This is a genomic window from Nocardia cyriacigeorgica GUH-2 (assembly GCF_000284035.1).
Taxonomy (GTDB): Bacteria; Actinomycetota; Actinomycetes; order Mycobacteriales; family Mycobacteriaceae; genus Nocardia; species Nocardia cyriacigeorgica_B.
The window spans coordinates 2015680-2031729 of the sequence record NC_016887.1 but is presented as its reverse complement, the minus strand read 5'-3'; the positions used below and the strand labels follow the sequence as shown (position 1 = coordinate 2031729).

Sequence of the window (16050 nt, the reverse complement as noted above, 5' to 3'; positions counted from 1 at the left end):
TGGAGCGTCAACGCGTGGAACGCCGCCGTTACGAATCCCTGCGCCGCCAGTCCCAGGCCGATCGCACGCGCAGCGATATCGCCGAGGCCGCGGCCAGGTTGTTCACCGCCAAGGGCTGGGCGGCGACCAGCGTGCGCGACGTCGCGGAGGCCGCCGGGGTCTCGGTGCCGACGGTGTACGCGGCCTACGGGAACAAGACCGGCCTGGTGTGGGCCCTGGTGAACGCCGCGGATCTGGCCGCCGACCAGCCGCAGCAGCTGGCCGAACTGGAAGATCGCGCCGATCCGGCCGGGCAGCTCGCCGCCATGGCGGGCTACGACCGCAGGCTGTTCGAGCGCGCCGGCAATCTCATCGAGCTGGTGCGCGAGGCCGGTCGCACCGAACCGGAACTGGCCGACGTCTACGAGCGCGCCCGCAAGCTGGGTGATCGCACCCGCGTCGAGGTGTTCTCGTCCTGGCCCGACGCCACCCTGCGTCCCGGGCTCGATATCGCGACCGCCACCGACATCTACGCCGCCCTGTGCAATGTCGACGTCTACACCACCTGCACCGTCGAGCGCGGCTGGTCGCCCGAACGGGTCGAACGCTGGTGGGGCGAAGCGCTGGCGCGGGAACTGCTGGCCGACTGAGAAGCGATGACGGCGTGGCGGGTGGTGGGCGCCGGGTGATCATCGCCGGGCAAGATGGTGCGCAGTGATGCAGGTGCGACCGGAGGAGCTCGGCACAGTGACAGACGGATTCGGGGCGGTTGCGGCGCCGGACGCGCAGGTGCGGGCGGCGGCGCAGCAGCGGCAGGCCCGGCTGACCAAGCCCGCCGGTGCGCTGGGACGGCTGGAGGCACTGGGCAATTGGGTCGCGGCCTGTCAGGGGGTGTGCCCGCCGAAGCAGTTCGAGCGGGCCCGGGTGGTGGTGTTCGCCGGTGATCACGGGATCGCACGGGAAGGGGTTTCGGCGTATCCGAGCGAGGTGACCGCCCAGATGGTCGCCAACTTCCTCGGCGGCGGGGCGGCGGTGAACGCGGTGGCGCGGGTGGCCGGCGCGACGGTGCGGGTGGTCGACATGGCGGTCGACGCCGACACCGATCCGGGCATCTCGCAGCACAAAGTGCGCCGGTCCAGCGGGTGCATCGACCGCGAGGACGCCCTCACTGCCGACGAGGTCGCCGCCGCACTGGCCGCGGGCCGCGCGATCGCCGACGAGGAGATCGATGCGGGCGCCGACCTGTTGATCGCCGGCGATATGGGCATCGGCAACACCACTCCCGCCACCGTGCTGATCGCGACTCTCACCAATACCGAACCGGTGGCGGCGGTCGGGCGCGGCACCGGTGTCGACGATGCGGGCTGGATCCGCAAGGTCGCCGCCATCCGCGATGCCATGCGCCGCGCCCGCCCGGTCGCGAAGGATCCGGTCGATCTGCTGCGCGTCGCGGCGGGCGCCGATATCGCCGCGATGGCGGGTTTCCTGGCCCAGGCCGCTGTCCGCCGCACCCCTGTCATCCTGGACGGGCTCGTCACCACCGCTGCCGCACTGGTCGCCGAGGACTTCGCCGCAGGCGCCCGCGACTGGTGGCTGGCCGGCCACCGCTCCACCGAACCGGCCCACGCACTGGCCCTGACCAACCTGCGGCTGGACCCACTGATCGATCTCGAGATGCGCCTGGGCGAAGGCTCCGGAGCTCTCACCGCGCTGCCGATCCTGCGCGCTGCCGTCGCCACCCTCGCCGAGATGGCCACCTTCGACGAAGCCGGCGTCAGCACTTCGGACGCCACAGCCGCCGTCGACCTGCACAAATGACGGCCCAGCCGCTCGGTCACTCGGCGCCGCGCCGACCGCCTCGTGGCGCCGGTACCACGTACGGGGTGACGGAGCCGACCCCATGATCGGACCGCGTCTCGCCTTCTCCTGGCTGACGGTTCTCCCCGTCCGCGGACCCGACACCGTCGACCGCGAGAGCGCGGCGATCGCCATCGCCTGGGCCCCGGTGGTCGGGGCATCGCTCGGTGTGCTCGCGTGCGGAGTTCTGTGGCTGCTCACCGTGGCCGGGGCGAGTTCGGCGGTGGCCGGCTTGGTCACCGTCGGGGTGCTCGCGCTGAGCACCCGGGGCATGCACCTGGACGGGCTCGCCGACACCGCCGACGGCCTCGGCAGCTACGGCCCACCCGAACGGGCCCGCGAGATCATGAAGAGCGGCAGCGCCGGCCCATTCGGCGTCGCCGCCATCGTCTTCACCGTTGCCCTGCAAGCCTTTTCGTTCGCCGCCCTCGCCGATGAGGGACGCTGGTTCGCGGTGATCCTGGCCGTCTCCCTGCCCAGGGTCGCCGTCGTCGCGGCCTGCCGCAGGGGAACCACAGCCGCCCCGGGTACCGGCTTCGGCGCTCTGGTCGCGGGCACGCAATCGCCGATCACGATCGCCGCCTGGACCCTGGCAGCCGTAGCCGCCGCTTTCTTCGCTCTCCCCGCCCACGGCTGGCTCGGCCCCCTCGTCGTCGCACTCACCGCCCTCGCCGTCCTGGTCCTGGTCCGCCACTGCCTGCGCCGCTTCGGCGGTCTCTCCGGCGACGTCCTCGGCACCGTCATTGAAACCACCACCGCCCTCACCGCCCTCGGCTTCTCCCTCGGCCCCTGACACCACCGGGGACACGACCGTCCCAGTCACCGGAGAGCGCCCGACCTGGGCGGATCTCCAACTCGGCGGGTCGTACGGTGTCGAATCGGCCAGCTGACCCGACACCGCCGATACCTATGGCCCTACAGTGACGGGTATGTCAGCCGAGCGCCTGTACTTTCGTCAGCTGTTGTCCGGACGGGATTTCGCCGTCGGTGATCCCATCGCGACGCAGATGCGCAATTTCGCCTATCTGATCGGCGACCGGGACGCCGGTGAGTGCGTGGTGGTCGATCCGGCGTATGCCGCCGGTGAGCTGGCCGATATCGCCGAAGCGGACGGGCTGCGGCTGACGGGGGTGCTCGCCACCCATCACCACCCCGACCACGTCGGTGGGACCATGCTCGGCTTCACCCTGCGCGGGGTGCGCGAGCTCCTCGAAAAGACCAGCGTCGCAGTGCATGTCAACAACCAGGAACTACCGTGGGTCGCCAACGTCACCGGGATCGCGCCCAGCGAGCTCACCGGCCACGACCACGGCGACAAGGTGAGCGTCGGCGCGTTCGACATCGAGTTGCTGCACACCCCCGGACACACCCCGGGCAGCCAGTGCTTCCTGTTCGACAACCGCCTGATCGCCGGTGACACGCTGTTCGTCGACGGGTGCGGGCGCACCGACTTCCCCGGCGGCGACTCCGAGGCGATGTTCCGCAGCCTGCGCTATCTGTCCGAATTGGACGGCAATCCCACGGTCTACCCCGGCCACTGGTACAGCCAGGATCCGAACGCCTCGCTCGACACGATCCGCGCCAACAACTACGTGTTGCGCCCGACGTCACTGGCCGAATGGCAGGCGCTCATGCCCGGCTGATCGGCCGATTCGCCCCTCCGGCCGGGCCCGGCCACAGCCGGCCGGCCGGATTTCCGGGGACCGTCACAGACGGCGCATCCACTGGTGGATATCGGCGAAGGTGCCGCGCTGGATCCCGGTCAGCGTCTCGCGCAGGGCCATGGTGACCTCGCCGGGCTCACCGCCGCCGATGGCGAACTCCTCGTCCCCGGTGCGCACCCAGCCGACCGGGGTGATCACCGCGGCGGTGCCGCAAGCGAACACCTCGGTGATCTCGCCCGATTCGGCGCCCTTACGCCATTCCTCCACCGAGATCTTGCGTTCCTCGACCTGGTAGCCGGAGTCGGCGGCCAGGGTGAGCAGCGAATCGCGGGTGATGCCGGGCAGCAGCGAACCGGACAGTTCCGGCGTCACCAGTCGGGCATCGGAACCGGACCCGAAGACGAAGAAAAGGTTGTTGGTGCCCATCTCCTCGACGTAGCGGCGCTCGCAGGCATCCAGCCATACCACCTGGTCGCAGCCCTTCTCGGTGGCCTCGGCTTGCGCCAGCAGCGAGGCCGCGTAGTTGCCCGCCACTTTCGCCTCCCCGGTGCCGCCGGGAGCCGCGCGCACGTACTCGGTGGACAGCCACACGCGCACCGGCTTCACTCCGCGCGGGAAGTAGGCACCGGCGGGCGAGCCGAGCAGCAGGTACTTGTAGGCCGCGGCCGGCTTCACGCCGAGGCCGGATTCGGTAGCGAACATGAACGGCCGCAGGTACAGCGATTCCTCACCGCCGGCCGCGGGCACCCAGCGCTCGTCGACCTCGAGCAGCTGACGCACCGATTCGATGAACAGCTCGTCCGGCAGTTCGGCCATCGCCATCCGGCGCGCCGACCGGCGGAACCGGGCGGCGTTGGCGTCGATCCGGAAGCAGGAGACGCTGCCGTCGGGCTGGCGGTAGGCCTTCAACCCTTCGAAGATGGCCTGGCCGTAGTGGAACACCATGGTCGCCGGATCCATCGACAGCGGCCCGTACGGTTCCACGCGGGCGTTGCTCCAGCCCGCGGCCTCGGTGTAGTCGATGGAGACCATGTGGTCGGTGAAGTAGCGACCGAAACCCGGCGCCGTCAGTATCTCCTGTACCCGCTGCTCCGGAAGCGGAGCCGGATGCGGAATACGGGTGAACTGTGCAGCAGCGGTCATACGGCGATCTTATCGGTCGAGGTTTCGCCGCTTTTCGGCGCGTTGTCCGGCTCGGCAACCTCGCGACATGGCGCCGGCTATTTCGCCTTGACTTCGACGAACGGCGGCCGGACCACCTCGCACCGCAGCCGCCGCCCACGCACATCCACCGCGACTTCGGCACCCGGTTCCAGCGCGGCCCCGGTGTCGAGCAGGGCGAGCGCGATACCCACCTTCAGCGACGGCGAGAACGTTCCCGAGGTGGTCTCCCCCACGACCTGATCCCCGAGCAGGACCTGCTGCCCCTGCCGCAGCACACCGCGATCGAGAGCCTTGAGCCCCAACAGGATTCGCTTGGGTCCGGCCGCCTTCTCCTGTTCCAGCGCGGCCTTGCCCCAGAACTCCGGCTTCTTCCAGCCGACCGCCCACCCGGCCCGCGCCTGCACCGGCGAGATCTCGGTGGACAGCTCGTGCCCGTGCAGTGGATAACCCATCTCGGTGCGCAGGGTGTCGCGGGCGCCGAGGCCGGCGACCTGTCCGTCGGCGGCCTGCACCTCGCGGACCAGGGCGCGGAACAGCGGTTCGGCGTCGGCCCAGCGCGGCAGCAGCTCGTAGCCGTGCTCGCCGGTGTAGCCGGTGCGGCAGACCCGCACGGGCCGCCCATCCCATTCGGCGTCGGCGTAGGCCATGTACTCGAGGTCGGTCGGCAGGCCGAGCGCGGTCAGCACCTCGGTGGAGCGCGGGCCCTGCACCGCGAACACGGCGTAGTCGCGGTGCTCGTCGGTCACGGTGATGCCCTCGGGCGCCACCTTCCGCAGCTCCGCCACGACGGTTGCGGTGTTGGCGGCATTGGGCACGAGGAAGATCTCGTCGTCGGCGACGTAGTAGGCGATCAGATCGTCGATGACGCCGCCGTCCTCGGTGCAGCACAGCGTGTACTGCGCCTTACCCGGCCGGATCCGCCCCAGGTCGTTGCTCAGCGTCGCGTTGACGAACTCCGCCGCACCGGGCCCGCGCACCGTCGCCTTGCCGAGATGGCTGACGTCGAACAGCCCGACCGTGGTCCGCACCGCCTGATGCTCGGCCACGGTGCCCGCATACGACACCGGCATCTCCCACCCGCCGAACGGCGCGAAACTCGCACCCAGTTCGACGTGGAGATCATGGATCGGCCCTTGCAGCAGGTCAGCGTCGCTCACCCGGCGAGCTTAACCCGCCGGGCGGCGGCGCTGTCCCACCCGTCGGGACCGGCCGAATCAGGGCCGGAACCACATCGGCCGCAGCGTAGGCCCGTTCTCCGGCAGCGTGTGGTTGATACCGGTGGCCTCGAATCCGTGGCGCGCGTACAACCGCGACGAGCGCTCGGTGCTGGCCTCGAGGAACGCCGGAATCCGTTCGGCGGTGAACACCGGCAACCGGTCGGCGAGGATCGCCGCGCCCGCACCCTTGCCGCGATGTTCCGGCACGGTGACGATCACCTGGAGATACCGATGCGGAATCTCGCGCGGGTGCTCCGCGGCGAGCAACGACATCACCGCGTCCAGCCGCCGCGCGATGCTCAGCTCCGGCATCTGCTCCCGCATCGCCCGCGCCTCCTCGGCCTCGGCGACGAACCGGTCCATCGAGGTGACGTGCTGCCAGATCGATACCGCCCAGACCTCCTCGCCGGCCCCGGCGATCCAGATCTCGTCCTCCTTCAACCCGCGATCGATGATCATCGGCACATGCTGGTCGATGTAGGCCTCGACCGGATGCCCCTCCAGCACCCAGGCCGTCACCGCCTCGTCCGAGCATTTGCCGAACGCCTCGACCACCGCATCCCGATCCGCCTCGCTCGCCCGCCGCACCGTCAGCGTGGTACCCATATCCGTTTCCTCCCGCCGTGAACAGTGTGTCTGGGTGCCAAAGTAGAGCGACGACAATGCCCTTGCCATCATTTCGTCACACTGCTTAGGGTGATGAAATGGCGGCCTTGGACGCATGCGTGACCTGCGGACAACCCCTCGCCCACCCGGCCCGCGGACGACGCCGCCGCTACTGCTCCCGCTCCTGCCAGGCCCGCGCGTACCGTGCCCGCCGCGACGCCCTCATCCCGGCGCACCACACAGCACCCACCCGCCGCCGCGCCACCGGCGCACCGCCGACCGCCGTCACCATCGCCCGCACCGCCGTCGAACTGGCCGATCGCCTCGGCCTGGACGGCCTGTCCACCCGGCGGCTGGCCGGCGAACTCGGCGTCACCACCGCCGCGCTGTACCGGCACTACGCCGACCGCGACGCGCTACTGGCCGCCATGGCCGAACTGGTCCTCGCCGAGGTACCGCCGCCGCCACCGGAGTTGACCGGATGGCGCGCCCGCGTCGCTTACGAGGCGCGTCAGGAATGGCAGCTCTACCAGCGTCATCCGTGGTTGCTGCCGGTGCTGGCCCGGACCCGGCCACCGATCGGTCCCGCCTTGTTCGACATCCTGGAGCGCACCTTCAGCGCACTGGACGAGCCGGCCATGACGCCGCACGAGATCCTGTCGATCTACCTCGCCCTGTCCGGCCTGGTCCAGGGCATCGCCCTGATGTGGAGCGCGGAGTACGTGGAGCGAGCGCTCGATCCGGACGCCCAGCCCGGTGAGCAGGTGCAGGCCGAGCTGGCCGAGCTGCTCGATCCGGCAATACGTCCGGTGCTGGGCAAACTGTTCGGCACCGGGCCGCCGGAGGTCGATTTCGACGCAGTCATCGACGCCGGCATCGACCTGCTCCTCGACGGTGTCGCCGCGCGCTACCGGCGGCACCCCGCGTCGTGACCGACCACCCGGCCTGCCGCGGGTTCGCCCGAGGTCGCGCTCGCCGATCGGCGCGCCGCGGCTAGCCTGAGCCCATGACCGCTGTCGCTGATCGCCCGCTGGGCCCCGAACTGCATCGCACCGAATCCATCGGCCCCGACACCGATGTGCTCGTCATCGGACTGACCTCGTCGGAGGACGGCCCGGCCATCGCGCCCGAGGACATGTTCAGTGATGTACTCGGGCCCGAGCTGCGCGCACAACTGCTCGATCAGCTCGGCGCCGTCGGCGCGAAGGGCAAGGCCGAGGAACTGACCCGGATTCCCGCGCCCGCCGGACTCGACAACGTCACCAGCGTGCTCGCCGTCGGCCTCGGCAGCGCCGACAAACTCGACGCCGAGCAGATCCGCCGCAGCGCCGGTGTGGCCGCACGGTCGCTGTCGGGCACCGAACTGGTGTCGACCACGCTGTCCGGGCTCGACCTCGCCGCCGCGGCGGAGGGCTTCTATCTGGGCGCCTACTCGTTCACCCCGTTCCGCTCGGACAAGACCGCACCCAAGCCCGACGAGCGTCCGGTGGTGCGCGTCGAATTGCTGGTGCCCGAGCCGAGTTTCGGCATCATGGAGCTGCTGCGCGCGCAGCTGGTGGCCGAAGCCGTCGCCACCGCACGCGATTTCGTCAACACTCCGCCCAGCCACCTCTACCCCGCCGAGTTCGCCGCACGCGCCCAGGTTCTGGCCGAGGCCGCCGGGCTCGAGGTCGAAGTCCTCGACGAGAACGCCTTGGAGGCAGGCGGTTACGGCGGCATCATCGGCGTCGGCAAGGGCTCCTCGCGTCCGCCGCGGCTGGTGCGGCTCACCTATGCAGGCGGCCCGAAGAAGGTCGCGCTGGTCGGTAAGGGCATCACCTTCGACACCGGCGGCATCTCCATCAAGCCCGCGCAGAACATGGAGAACATGACCTCGGATATGGCCGGTGCCGCCGCGGTCGTGGCCACCGCGCTGCTGGCCGCGCGGCTGAGCCTGCCGATCACCGTCACCGCGACCGTGCCGATGGCCGAGAATATGCCCTCGGCGACCGCGCAGCGCCCCGGCGATGTGCTCACCCAGTACGGCGGCACCACCGTCGAGGTCATCAATACCGACGCCGAGGGCCGGCTGATCCTGGCCGACGCCATCGTCCGCGCCGGCGAGGACGAGCCCGACTACCTCATCGACGTCGCCACCCTGACCGGTGCGCAGATGGTCGCGCTCGGCACCCGCACCCCGGGCGTGATGGGCACCGAGGACTTCCGCGATCGCGTCGCCCGCATCTCGCGCGAGGTCGGCGAGAACGGCTGGGCGATGCCGCTGCCCGCCGAACTGCGGTCCGACCTCAACTCCAAGGTCGCCGATCTGGCCAATGTCACCCCGCACCGCTGGGGCGGCATGCTCGCGGCCGGGCTGTTCCTGAAGGAGTTCGTGCCCGAGGGCGTGCAGTGGGCGCACGTCGATATCGCGGGCCCGGCCTACAACACCGGCGGACCGTTCGGCTACATCGGCAAGGGCGGCACCGGTGTTCCGGTCCGCACGCTCATCGCCGTGCTGGAAGACATCGCCGCGGAGTAGCGGTCAGCATCGGCCGGATGCGGCGTCCCAGACGCGGACGCCGCGCCGGTACCGCTACAGATCCTCGAGATCGCGTTCGATCTGGCGCTGACGTTCGATCCGGCGCCGCGCGTCGTAATCGCGCATGCGCTGCGGATATCCGGTCTTGTGCACGTCGTAGACCGGAATGCCCAGGTCGCGTGCGAGATTCTGGGAGCCGCGCTCGCCGATGGCCCGGCGTGTCCATTCCCCGTCGGCGGCCACCAGCACCACGGTCACATCCGTCAGCGTCGTCTTCGGTTCGATGAAGCCCTCGACGCCGGTGTGGGTGCGTACCCAGTCGGCCAGATAGCGGGCGTCATTTCCGTACCCGCGAGTAGCTTTCACCTGCTTGCGCGCACCGCGGCGGAAACGATCGAGCAAACCCACGCGCGCTGACCTCCTAGTCCCGCACCGGAACCGTGGTAGTTACCGGTAAGTCCATATTGCCAGTTCCCGGCTGAGGGACGCCCTCTGCGACGTCGTGCGCCCATAAGTGCAAGGATGGTTCCCGGTACAAGAACCACACGGACCCCCGCAGCCACGCGCCGAACCAAGAGCGCGGCACACAATGCCTGTGTCACGCACAATGATCGGTGGCCGGTAATTCGCCACGACCCGCGGCGAGCTACCAGCGGGGTACGAACTGTTGTAGACCCGTCGAGCAGTCAGAGGAGTCAACGGACATGGCCTTCTCCGTCCAGATGCCCGCTCTTGGTGAGAGCGTCACCGAGGGAACGGTGACCAGGTGGCTGAAGCAGGAAGGAGACACGGTCGAGGTCGACGAGCCGCTGCTCGAAGTCTCCACCGATAAGGTCGACACCGAGATCCCGTCCCCCACGGCGGGTGTGCTGTCGAAGATCGTCGCCCAGGAAGACGACGTGGTCGAGGTCGGTGGCGAGCTCGGCATCATCAGCGAGGCCGGCGAGGACGCCGCGCCCGCCGAGTCCCCCGAACCCGCCGCGGCCCCGGAACCGGCCCCCGAACCCGAGCCCGCCGCGCAGGCCCCGGCGCCGGCCGAACAGGCTCCCGCCGAGCAGGCCCCGGCCGAACCGGCACCGGCCGCGCAGGCTTCCGGCGACGGCGCTTCCGGCACCCCGGTGAACATGCCGGAGCTGGGCGAATCCGTCACCGAGGGCACCGTCACCCGCTGGCTCAAGGCCGTCGGTGACGAGGTCGCCGTCGACGAGCCGCTGCTCGAGGTCTCCACCGACAAGGTCGACACCGAGATCCCGTCCCCGGTCGCGGGCACGCTGCTGGAGATCACCGCGCAGGAAGACGACACCGTCTCTGTCGGCGGTCAGCTCGGCATCATCGGCAGTGGGTCGCCCGCCGCCGCTCCGGCGCCTGCGCCCGCTCCGGCCCCGGCTCCCGAACCGAAGCCCGAGCCCAAGCCGGAGCCCGCTCCGGCTGCTGCCGCCCCGGCCCCCGCGCCTGCTCCGGCTCCGGCTCGGGCTCCGGAGCCCAAGCCGGCCCCCAAGCCCGCCCCGGCTCCCGCGGCGCAGGCTCCCGCTCCGGCCGCTCCCGCGCCCGCCGCGAACGGCGCGACGCCGTACGTCACCCCGCTGGTGCGCAAGCTGGCCGAGGAGAACGGCGTCGACCTGTCCACCCTCACCGGTTCCGGTGTCGGTGGCCGCATCCGCAAGCAGGATGTGCTGGCCGCCGCCGAGGCGAAGAAGGCCCCGGCTCCGGCCGCCGCCGCGCCCGCCAAGGCCGCTCCGGCCGCGAAGGCGCCCGCCGCCGCCAAGCCGGAACTGGCGCATCTGCGTGGCACCACCCAGAAGGCCAACCGCATCCGCCAGATCACCGCGACCAAGACGCGGGAATCGCTGCAGACCACCGCGCAGCTGACCCAGGTCCACGAGGCCGACGTCACCAAGATCGCGGCCCTGCGGGCACAGGCCAAGGCCGCGTTCAAGGAGCGCGAGGGCGTCAACCTGACGTTCCTGCCGTTCTTCGCCAAGGCCGTGGTCGAGGCGCTGGGTGTGCACCCCAACGTCAACGCCAGCTACGACGAGGGCACCAAGGAGATCACCTACCACGCCGCGGTGCACCTGGGCATCGCCGTGGACACCGAGCAGGGCCTGCTGTCCCCGGTGATCCACAACGCCAGCGACCTGTCGCTGGCCGGGCTCGCGCGCGCCATCGCCGATATCGCCGATCGCGCCCGCAACGGTGGCCTCAAGCCCGACGAGCTGGCCGGTGGCACCTTCACCATCACCAATATCGGCAGCCAGGGCGCGCTGTTCGACACCCCGATCCTGGTTCCGCCGCAGGCGGCCATGCTCGGTACGGGTGCGATCGTCAAGCGTCCGGTCGTGGTCACCGACGAGACCGGCAACGAGTCGATCGGTGTGCGGTCGATGTGCTACCTGCCGCTGACCTACGATCACCGCCTGATCGACGGCGCCGACGCGGGTCGTTTCCTCACCACGATCCGGCATCGGCTCGAAGAGGCGGCGTTCGAGGCTGACCTCGGCCTGTAACCGGGACATTCACGGATGAAGGTCGTGATCGCCGGCTCGTCCGGGTTGATCGGTACGGCGCTCGTCGCGGCACTGCGCCGCGACGGGCACCAGGTCGTCCGCTTGGTGCGCCGTCCGGCGGCCGCGGCCGACGAGTACGTGTGGGATCCCGCCCGCGCCGATCTGGACGAGCAGGCGTTGCGCGGTGCCGATGCCGTGGTGAACCTGTGCGGGGCGAGCATCGGCAGCCGCCGCTGGACCGGCAGCTTCAAACAGGAGCTGCGCGACAGCCGGATCACCCCGACCGACGTGCTGGCCGGTGCCGTCGTCGCCGCCGGGGTGCCGGTGCTGGTCAATGCCAGCGGCGTGCACATCTACGGCGGCGACACCGGCAACCGCGTGGTGGAGGAATCCACGCCGCCGGGCACCGGCTTCCTGGCCACCCTGTGCCGGGACTGGGAGGCCGCGACGCTGCCCGCCAGCGCCGCGGGCACCCGCACCGTGCTGCTGCGCAGCGCGGTGGTGCTGGCCCGCAACGGCGGCATGCTCGGCATGTTGAAACCGCTGTACCAGCTCGGGCTGGGTGGGCGGCTCGGCAACGGCCGCCAGTACACGCCGTGGATCTCGCTCGACGACGAGATCGGCGCGATCCTGTTCGCGCTCGGCAACGACGCGATCGCCGGGCCGGTCAACGTCGTCGGTCCGGCGCCGGTCACCAATGCCGAGTTCAATCGGGCCTTCGGCCGCGCGGTGCACCGGCCCACGCCGATGGTGGTGCCTGCGTTCGCGCTGCGCGCGGTTCTGGGCGAGTTCGCGCAGGAGGGAATCCTGCACGGCCCACGCGCGATCCCGACCGTCCTGGAGGCGGCGGGCTACCAGTTCCAGCACCCCACCATCGGCGCGGCGCTCGCGGCGGCAGTGGGCGGGAACCACCGATGACGCTGGAAACCCGCAGCACCTCCGTCATCCGGGACGCCACCGACGGTGACCTGCTGGCGATTCTCGACATCCACAACCGCGCCATCGCCGAGACCACCGCCATCTGGGACGAGGAGCTGGTCGGCCTCGACGATCGGCGGGCCTGGCTGCGCGAACGCACCGGCGCCGGACGTCCAGTGCTGATCGCCGAGGTCGACGGCGAACTCGCCGGATACGCCAGCTACGGCACCTGGCGGCCGAAGTCCGGATACCGGCACACCGTGGAGAATTCGGTCTACGTCGCCGACCGGTTCCATCGGCGCGGCATCGCCTCGGCCCTGCTCACCGAGCTGATCGCGCGGGCGCGTGCGGCCGGTGACGTGCACGTCATGGTCGCGGCCATCGAAGCAGGCAACACCGGGTCGATCGCGCTGCACGAGCGTTTCGGCTTCCGGACGGTCGGCGTGCTGCCGCAGGTCGGCATCAAATTCGGCCGCTGGCTCGACCTCACCCTCATGCAACTGACCATCGGGCTCGGCGATCCCGCGTCGTGGCCCGCCGCCGGTGACGGGCCCGCATCCGGCCCGCAACGACTGGCGTAACGTCGTGATCGTGAACCACACGCGCTCCGTCACCCGATCGGCTCGCTTCGACACCACACCCGTCGTCGTCGAGGATCTGGGACTCATCGACTATCACCGGGCCTGGGATCGCCAACGCGAGATCGCCGCCCAGCGCGCCGAGGGTCTCGGCGCCGATCACCTGCTGCTGCTGGAACATCCGTCGGTGTTCACCGCGGGCCGCCGCACCGAGGCCGAGGACCTGCCCATCGACGGCAGCCCGGTGGTCGAGGTGGACCGCGGCGGCAAGATCACCTGGCACGGGCCCGGTCAGCTGGTCGGCTATCCGATCATCCGGCTCGCCGAACCCGTCGACGTCGTCGATTACGTGCGCCGGCTCGAGGAAGCACTGATCACCGTGTGCACCGGACTCGGCGTCAGATGCGGCCGGGTCGAGGGCCGCTCCGGCGTCTGGCTGCCGGCCGCGGGCCCGCTCGCCGAACGCAAGATCGCCGCCATCGGCGTGCGTGTGCAGCGCGGCGTCGCCCTGCACGGCATCTCGCTCAACTGCAATTCCGGCATGGAAGGCTTCAGCGCGATCATCCCGTGCGGAATCCGCGACGCCGGCGTCACCACGCTCTCGCGTGAGCTCGGCCGCGACGTCACCGTCGACGAGGTGCGCCCGCTGGTCGCCGAGGCGATTGTTGCCGCGTTGAACGGAGAAATTCCCGTTAAGGCGCACGATATCGAACATCTCACACCCGGGGACACGGCAGGCACGGCCGCCGATCCCACCGGCGTAAGGTCGAACTCGTGACCTCAGCACAAGCACCGGCAGGCCGAAAGCTGCTGCGCATCGAGGCGCGCAACGCGGAGACCCCGATCGAGCGCAAGCCCAAATGGATCCGCACCCGCGCCACCATGGGCCCCGAATACTCCGAGCTCAAGGGCCTGGTGAAACGCGAAGGCCTGCACACCGTCTGCGAGGAAGCCGGCTGTCCCAACATCTTCGAATGCTGGGAAGACCGCGAAGCCACCTTCCTCATCGGTGGTGAACAGTGCACCCGCCGCTGCGATTTCTGCCAGATCGACACCGGCAAGCCGGCCGCGCTCGACCGCGACGAGCCCCGCCGTGTGGCCGAGAGCGTGCAGGCCATGGGTCTGCGCTACTCCACCATCACCGGCGTCGCCCGCGACGACCTCGACGACGGCGGCGCCTGGCTCTACGCCGAAACCGTGCGCGCCATCAAGGCGTTGAACCCCAACACCGGCGTCGAACTGCTGATCCCCGATTTCAACGCCAAGCCCGACCAGCTCGCCGAGGTCTTCTCCTCGCGCCCCGAGGTGCTGGCCCACAACCTGGAAACCGTGCCGCGGGTGTTCAAGCGCATCCGCCCGGCCTTCCGCTACGAGCGTTCCCTGGAAGTGCTCACCGCCGCCCGCGAGGCCGGCTTGGTCACCAAGTCCAACCTCATCCTCGGCATGGGCGAAACCCCCGAAGAAGTCACCCAGGCCATGCGCGACCTGCACGAGGCCGGCTGCGACATCCTCACCATCACCCAATACCTGCGCCCGTCCCCCCGCCACCATCCGGTCGATCGCTGGGTGAAGCCGGAAGAGTTCGTGGAGCATTCGAAGGTGGCCGAGGAGATCGGATTCGCCGGAGTGATGGCGGGGCCGCTGGTGCGCTCGTCGTACCGCGCGGGCCGGCTGTACGCGCAGGCGATGGCGCATCATGGGCGGGAAATCGCCCCTGCGATGGCGCATCTCGCGGAGGAAGGGACGGCTTCGCAGGAAGCCAGTTCGGTGCTGGCGCGGTTCGGGAGCTGATGGGCGGACTGCCCGGCGCGGCGATCTCCTGCCGCCGCGATTCGGTCAGCGTATCCGGCGCAGGCGGGGGCGCGGGTCGTCGTCGGGCGGCAGGTGCGCCGTGTCTGTGTCCACTACTGCGGGCTCGCCCGGTCCAGCGCGACCGAGCCTCGCGTTGGCGACATACGAGGTAAGAGCCACAACCCGGCACGCGGCGTCGGCCACGTGCTCCGAAACGACGGTCGGCGCGGAGTTCCTGTGATGGGATAACCCGCATGAAGACACTCGCAGCGGGTATGGCAATCGTCTCGGCCGCGATGTTCTCCACCCTCGCGACCGGGACAGCGCAGGCGGCACCGATCTGTCCCGGCGCCGGGCAACCAACCTCGGTCGCGGCCACCGTCGGCGGCGCACTGGAAGGTTTGACCGTCGACGACCGCGGCCGAGCCTTCACCACGGATCTGACCACCGGCCGCGTCTACCGGATCGACGCACCCGGCGCACCGGCCGTCCCGATCGCCACGGTGCCCAGCGGCGGCGGGGGCGCGCTGGCCTGGACCCCACGCGGGACGCTGTTGGTCGGCTACGGCGCCGATGCCCGCGTCGTCGTGGGCGATGCGCTGCGCCACGCCGGCATCGTCGAAATGGACCCGAACACCGGCGCACTCACGCCCTTCGCCTCCGGCCTCAGCGCCGCCAACGGCATGGCCACCGCCCGCGACGGCAGCGTCTACGCCACCAACGACTTCGCTGCGCTGATCGGCAAGGTCCACCCGAATCGCACCGTGCAAGCCGATTGGGCCCGCTTCCCCAGCGCGAACGGCGCCGTCCTGGACCGCAACGACGAATTCCTCTACGTGGCCCGCACTTTCGTCAACCCCGGCGTCAGCCGCATCCCCGTCGCCAACCCCGCAGCGCCCCAATCCGTGCTCGACCTCACCGGCCCCGACGCCCTCTCCGCACCCGACGGCTTGACCCTGGACTCGGCCGACCGCCCCGTCGTCCCGCTGAACACCGCAGGCCAGGTCATCCGCGTCGACGCGCCGAACCAGTACTGCATCCTCAGCACCGGCAACCCCCTCACCAGCGTCGTCACCTACGGTCGCGGCACCCAGGGCTTCTCCGCAGGCCGCCTCTTCGCCGCGACGTTCACCGGCGTGATCTACGAGGTCCCCGGCGGCTTCGACCCAACGCCCGCACAGCGGCACCGTAACCGCACGGCACGCACGCTCCAGGCCGCAGTGACCGGCGCCGGCGCTTCCTCCTGACGCGGAT

At 70.4% G+C, this 16050-nt stretch carries 16 protein-coding genes; 12 read left to right on the top strand and 4 right to left on the bottom strand.

The features are described from left to right. Positions 1-14: 14 nt before the first annotated feature. The 4 genes from NOCYR_RS09100 to NOCYR_RS09085 all read left to right on the top strand — a co-directional run bounded on the left by NOCYR_RS09100 (position 15) and on the right by NOCYR_RS09085 (position 3479). Positions 15-629 (top strand): TetR/AcrR family transcriptional regulator, encoded by a 615-nt coding sequence (locus tag NOCYR_RS09100; RefSeq protein ID WP_014350066.1) that lies wholly within the window; start codon positions 15-17, stop codon positions 627-629. Positions 630-696: 67 nt separating this feature from the next. Further along, positions 697-1797: a nicotinate-nucleotide--dimethylbenzimidazole phosphoribosyltransferase gene (gene cobT / locus NOCYR_RS09095; RefSeq protein ID WP_048833205.1), complete on the top strand. Its 1101-nt coding sequence runs from the start codon at positions 697-699 to the stop codon at positions 1795-1797. An 82-nt stretch (positions 1798-1879) separates the two neighbouring features. Next, on the top strand, positions 1880-2629 hold the full coding sequence (locus tag NOCYR_RS09090; protein WP_014350064.1) for an adenosylcobinamide-GDP ribazoletransferase: 750 nt from the start codon (positions 1880-1882) through the stop codon (positions 2627-2629). Positions 2630-2765: 136 nt separating this feature from the next. After that, a complete protein-coding gene (locus NOCYR_RS09085; RefSeq protein ID WP_014350063.1) occupies positions 2766-3479 on the top strand; it encodes an MBL fold metallo-hydrolase in 714 nt (237 codons plus the stop codon). Between the two features lie 63 nt (positions 3480-3542). Here the strand turns inward: NOCYR_RS09085 and NOCYR_RS09080 are convergent, their stop codons facing one another. The 3 genes from NOCYR_RS09080 to NOCYR_RS09070 form a co-directional block, all read right to left on the bottom strand. Next, positions 3543-4643 (bottom strand): branched-chain amino acid aminotransferase, encoded by a 1101-nt coding sequence (locus NOCYR_RS09080; protein WP_014350062.1) that lies wholly within the window; start codon positions 4641-4643, stop codon positions 3543-3545. A gap of 77 nt (positions 4644-4720) precedes the next feature. Then, complete coding sequence (gene gcvT / locus NOCYR_RS09075; RefSeq protein WP_014350061.1) at positions 4721-5821, bottom strand: glycine cleavage system aminomethyltransferase GcvT; 1101 nt, start codon at positions 5819-5821, stop codon at positions 4721-4723. A 57-nt stretch (positions 5822-5878) separates the two neighbouring features. Then, on the bottom strand, positions 5879-6487 hold the full coding sequence (locus NOCYR_RS09070; RefSeq protein ID WP_014350060.1) for a GNAT family N-acetyltransferase: 609 nt from the start codon (positions 6485-6487) through the stop codon (positions 5879-5881). A 98-nt stretch (positions 6488-6585) separates the two neighbouring features. On the opposite strand from NOCYR_RS09070, the gene NOCYR_RS09065 reads away from it, so the two are divergent. Both NOCYR_RS09065 and NOCYR_RS09060 read left to right on the top strand, forming a co-directional pair. Beyond that, positions 6586-7419, top strand: coding sequence for a TetR/AcrR family transcriptional regulator C-terminal domain-containing protein (locus NOCYR_RS09065; RefSeq protein ID WP_014350059.1), 834 nt, complete (start codon positions 6586-6588; stop codon positions 7417-7419). 74 nt (positions 7420-7493) lie between these two features. Beyond that, positions 7494-9005, top strand: a complete 1512-nt coding sequence (locus NOCYR_RS09060) for a leucyl aminopeptidase (RefSeq protein WP_014350058.1) — start codon at positions 7494-7496, stop codon at positions 9003-9005. A 54-nt stretch (positions 9006-9059) separates the two neighbouring features. Here the strand turns inward: NOCYR_RS09060 and NOCYR_RS09055 are convergent, their stop codons facing one another. After that, entirely contained in the window at positions 9060-9413 is a 354-nt protein-coding gene (locus NOCYR_RS09055) for a hypothetical protein (RefSeq protein WP_014350057.1), read from the bottom strand. Between the two features lie 296 nt (positions 9414-9709). Here NOCYR_RS09055 and sucB point away from each other — a divergent pair, with 296 nt between their 5' ends. The 6 genes from sucB to NOCYR_RS09025 all read left to right on the top strand — a co-directional run bounded on the left by sucB (position 9710) and on the right by NOCYR_RS09025 (position 16043). Continuing rightward, the gene (sucB, locus tag NOCYR_RS09050; protein ID WP_014350056.1) at positions 9710-11509 is read left to right on the top strand and encodes a 2-oxoglutarate dehydrogenase, E2 component, dihydrolipoamide succinyltransferase; all 1800 of its coding nucleotides are present in this window, start codon (positions 9710-9712) and stop codon (positions 11507-11509) included. A gap of 15 nt (positions 11510-11524) precedes the next feature. Continuing rightward, complete coding sequence (locus NOCYR_RS09045) at positions 11525-12427, top strand: TIGR01777 family oxidoreductase (protein WP_014350055.1); 903 nt, start codon at positions 11525-11527, stop codon at positions 12425-12427. Continuing rightward, positions 12424-13008: a GNAT family N-acetyltransferase gene (locus NOCYR_RS09040; protein ID WP_014350054.1), complete on the top strand. Its 585-nt coding sequence runs from the start codon at positions 12424-12426 to the stop codon at positions 13006-13008. The genes NOCYR_RS09045 and NOCYR_RS09040 overlap by 4 nt, the downstream gene beginning before the upstream one ends. Before the next feature lie 10 nt (positions 13009-13018). Beyond that, positions 13019-13783: a lipoyl(octanoyl) transferase LipB gene (gene lipB / locus NOCYR_RS09035; protein ID WP_048834028.1), complete on the top strand. Its 765-nt coding sequence runs from the start codon at positions 13019-13021 to the stop codon at positions 13781-13783. Beyond that, positions 13780-14796 (top strand): lipoyl synthase, encoded by a 1017-nt coding sequence (gene lipA, locus NOCYR_RS09030; RefSeq protein ID WP_014350052.1) that lies wholly within the window; start codon positions 13780-13782, stop codon positions 14794-14796. The genes lipB and lipA overlap by 4 nt, the downstream gene beginning before the upstream one ends. 254 nt (positions 14797-15050) lie before the next feature. Next, positions 15051-16043 carry an SMP-30/gluconolactonase/LRE family protein gene (locus NOCYR_RS09025; RefSeq protein WP_014350051.1) on the top strand — a complete coding sequence of 331 codons (993 nt, stop codon included), beginning with the start codon at positions 15051-15053 and terminating at the stop codon, positions 16041-16043. Positions 16044-16050 lie beyond the last annotated feature (7 nt).

Bases quoted from the DNA above. Each gene is read 5' to 3' on its own strand.
- NOCYR_RS09040 (WP_014350054.1), top strand. From the start codon at position 12,424: ATGACGCTGGAAACCCGCAGCACCTCCGTCATCCGGGACGCCACCGAC.
- NOCYR_RS09085 (WP_014350063.1), top strand. From the start codon at position 2,766: ATGTCAGCCGAGCGCCTGTACTTTCGTCAGCTGTTGTCCGGACGGGAT.
- cobT (WP_048833205.1), top strand. From the start codon at position 697: ATGCAGGTGCGACCGGAGGAGCTCGGCACAGTGACAGACGGATTCGGG.
- NOCYR_RS09090 (WP_014350064.1), top strand. From the start codon at position 1,880: ATGATCGGACCGCGTCTCGCCTTCTCCTGGCTGACGGTTCTCCCCGTC.
- sucB (WP_014350056.1), top strand. From the start codon at position 9,710: ATGGCCTTCTCCGTCCAGATGCCCGCTCTTGGTGAGAGCGTCACCGAG.
- NOCYR_RS09025 (WP_014350051.1), top strand. From the start codon at position 15,051: ATGAAGACACTCGCAGCGGGTATGGCAATCGTCTCGGCCGCGATGTTC.
- NOCYR_RS09060 (WP_014350058.1), top strand. From the start codon at position 7,494: ATGACCGCTGTCGCTGATCGCCCGCTGGGCCCCGAACTGCATCGCACC.
- NOCYR_RS09045 (WP_014350055.1), top strand. From the start codon at position 11,525: ATGAAGGTCGTGATCGCCGGCTCGTCCGGGTTGATCGGTACGGCGCTC.
- NOCYR_RS09065 (WP_014350059.1), top strand. From the start codon at position 6,586: ATGGCGGCCTTGGACGCATGCGTGACCTGCGGACAACCCCTCGCCCAC.
- NOCYR_RS09070 (WP_014350060.1), bottom strand. From the start codon at position 6,487: ATGGGTACCACGCTGACGGTGCGGCGGGCGAGCGAGGCGGATCGGGAT.
- NOCYR_RS09080 (WP_014350062.1), bottom strand. From the start codon at position 4,643: ATGACCGCTGCTGCACAGTTCACCCGTATTCCGCATCCGGCTCCGCTT.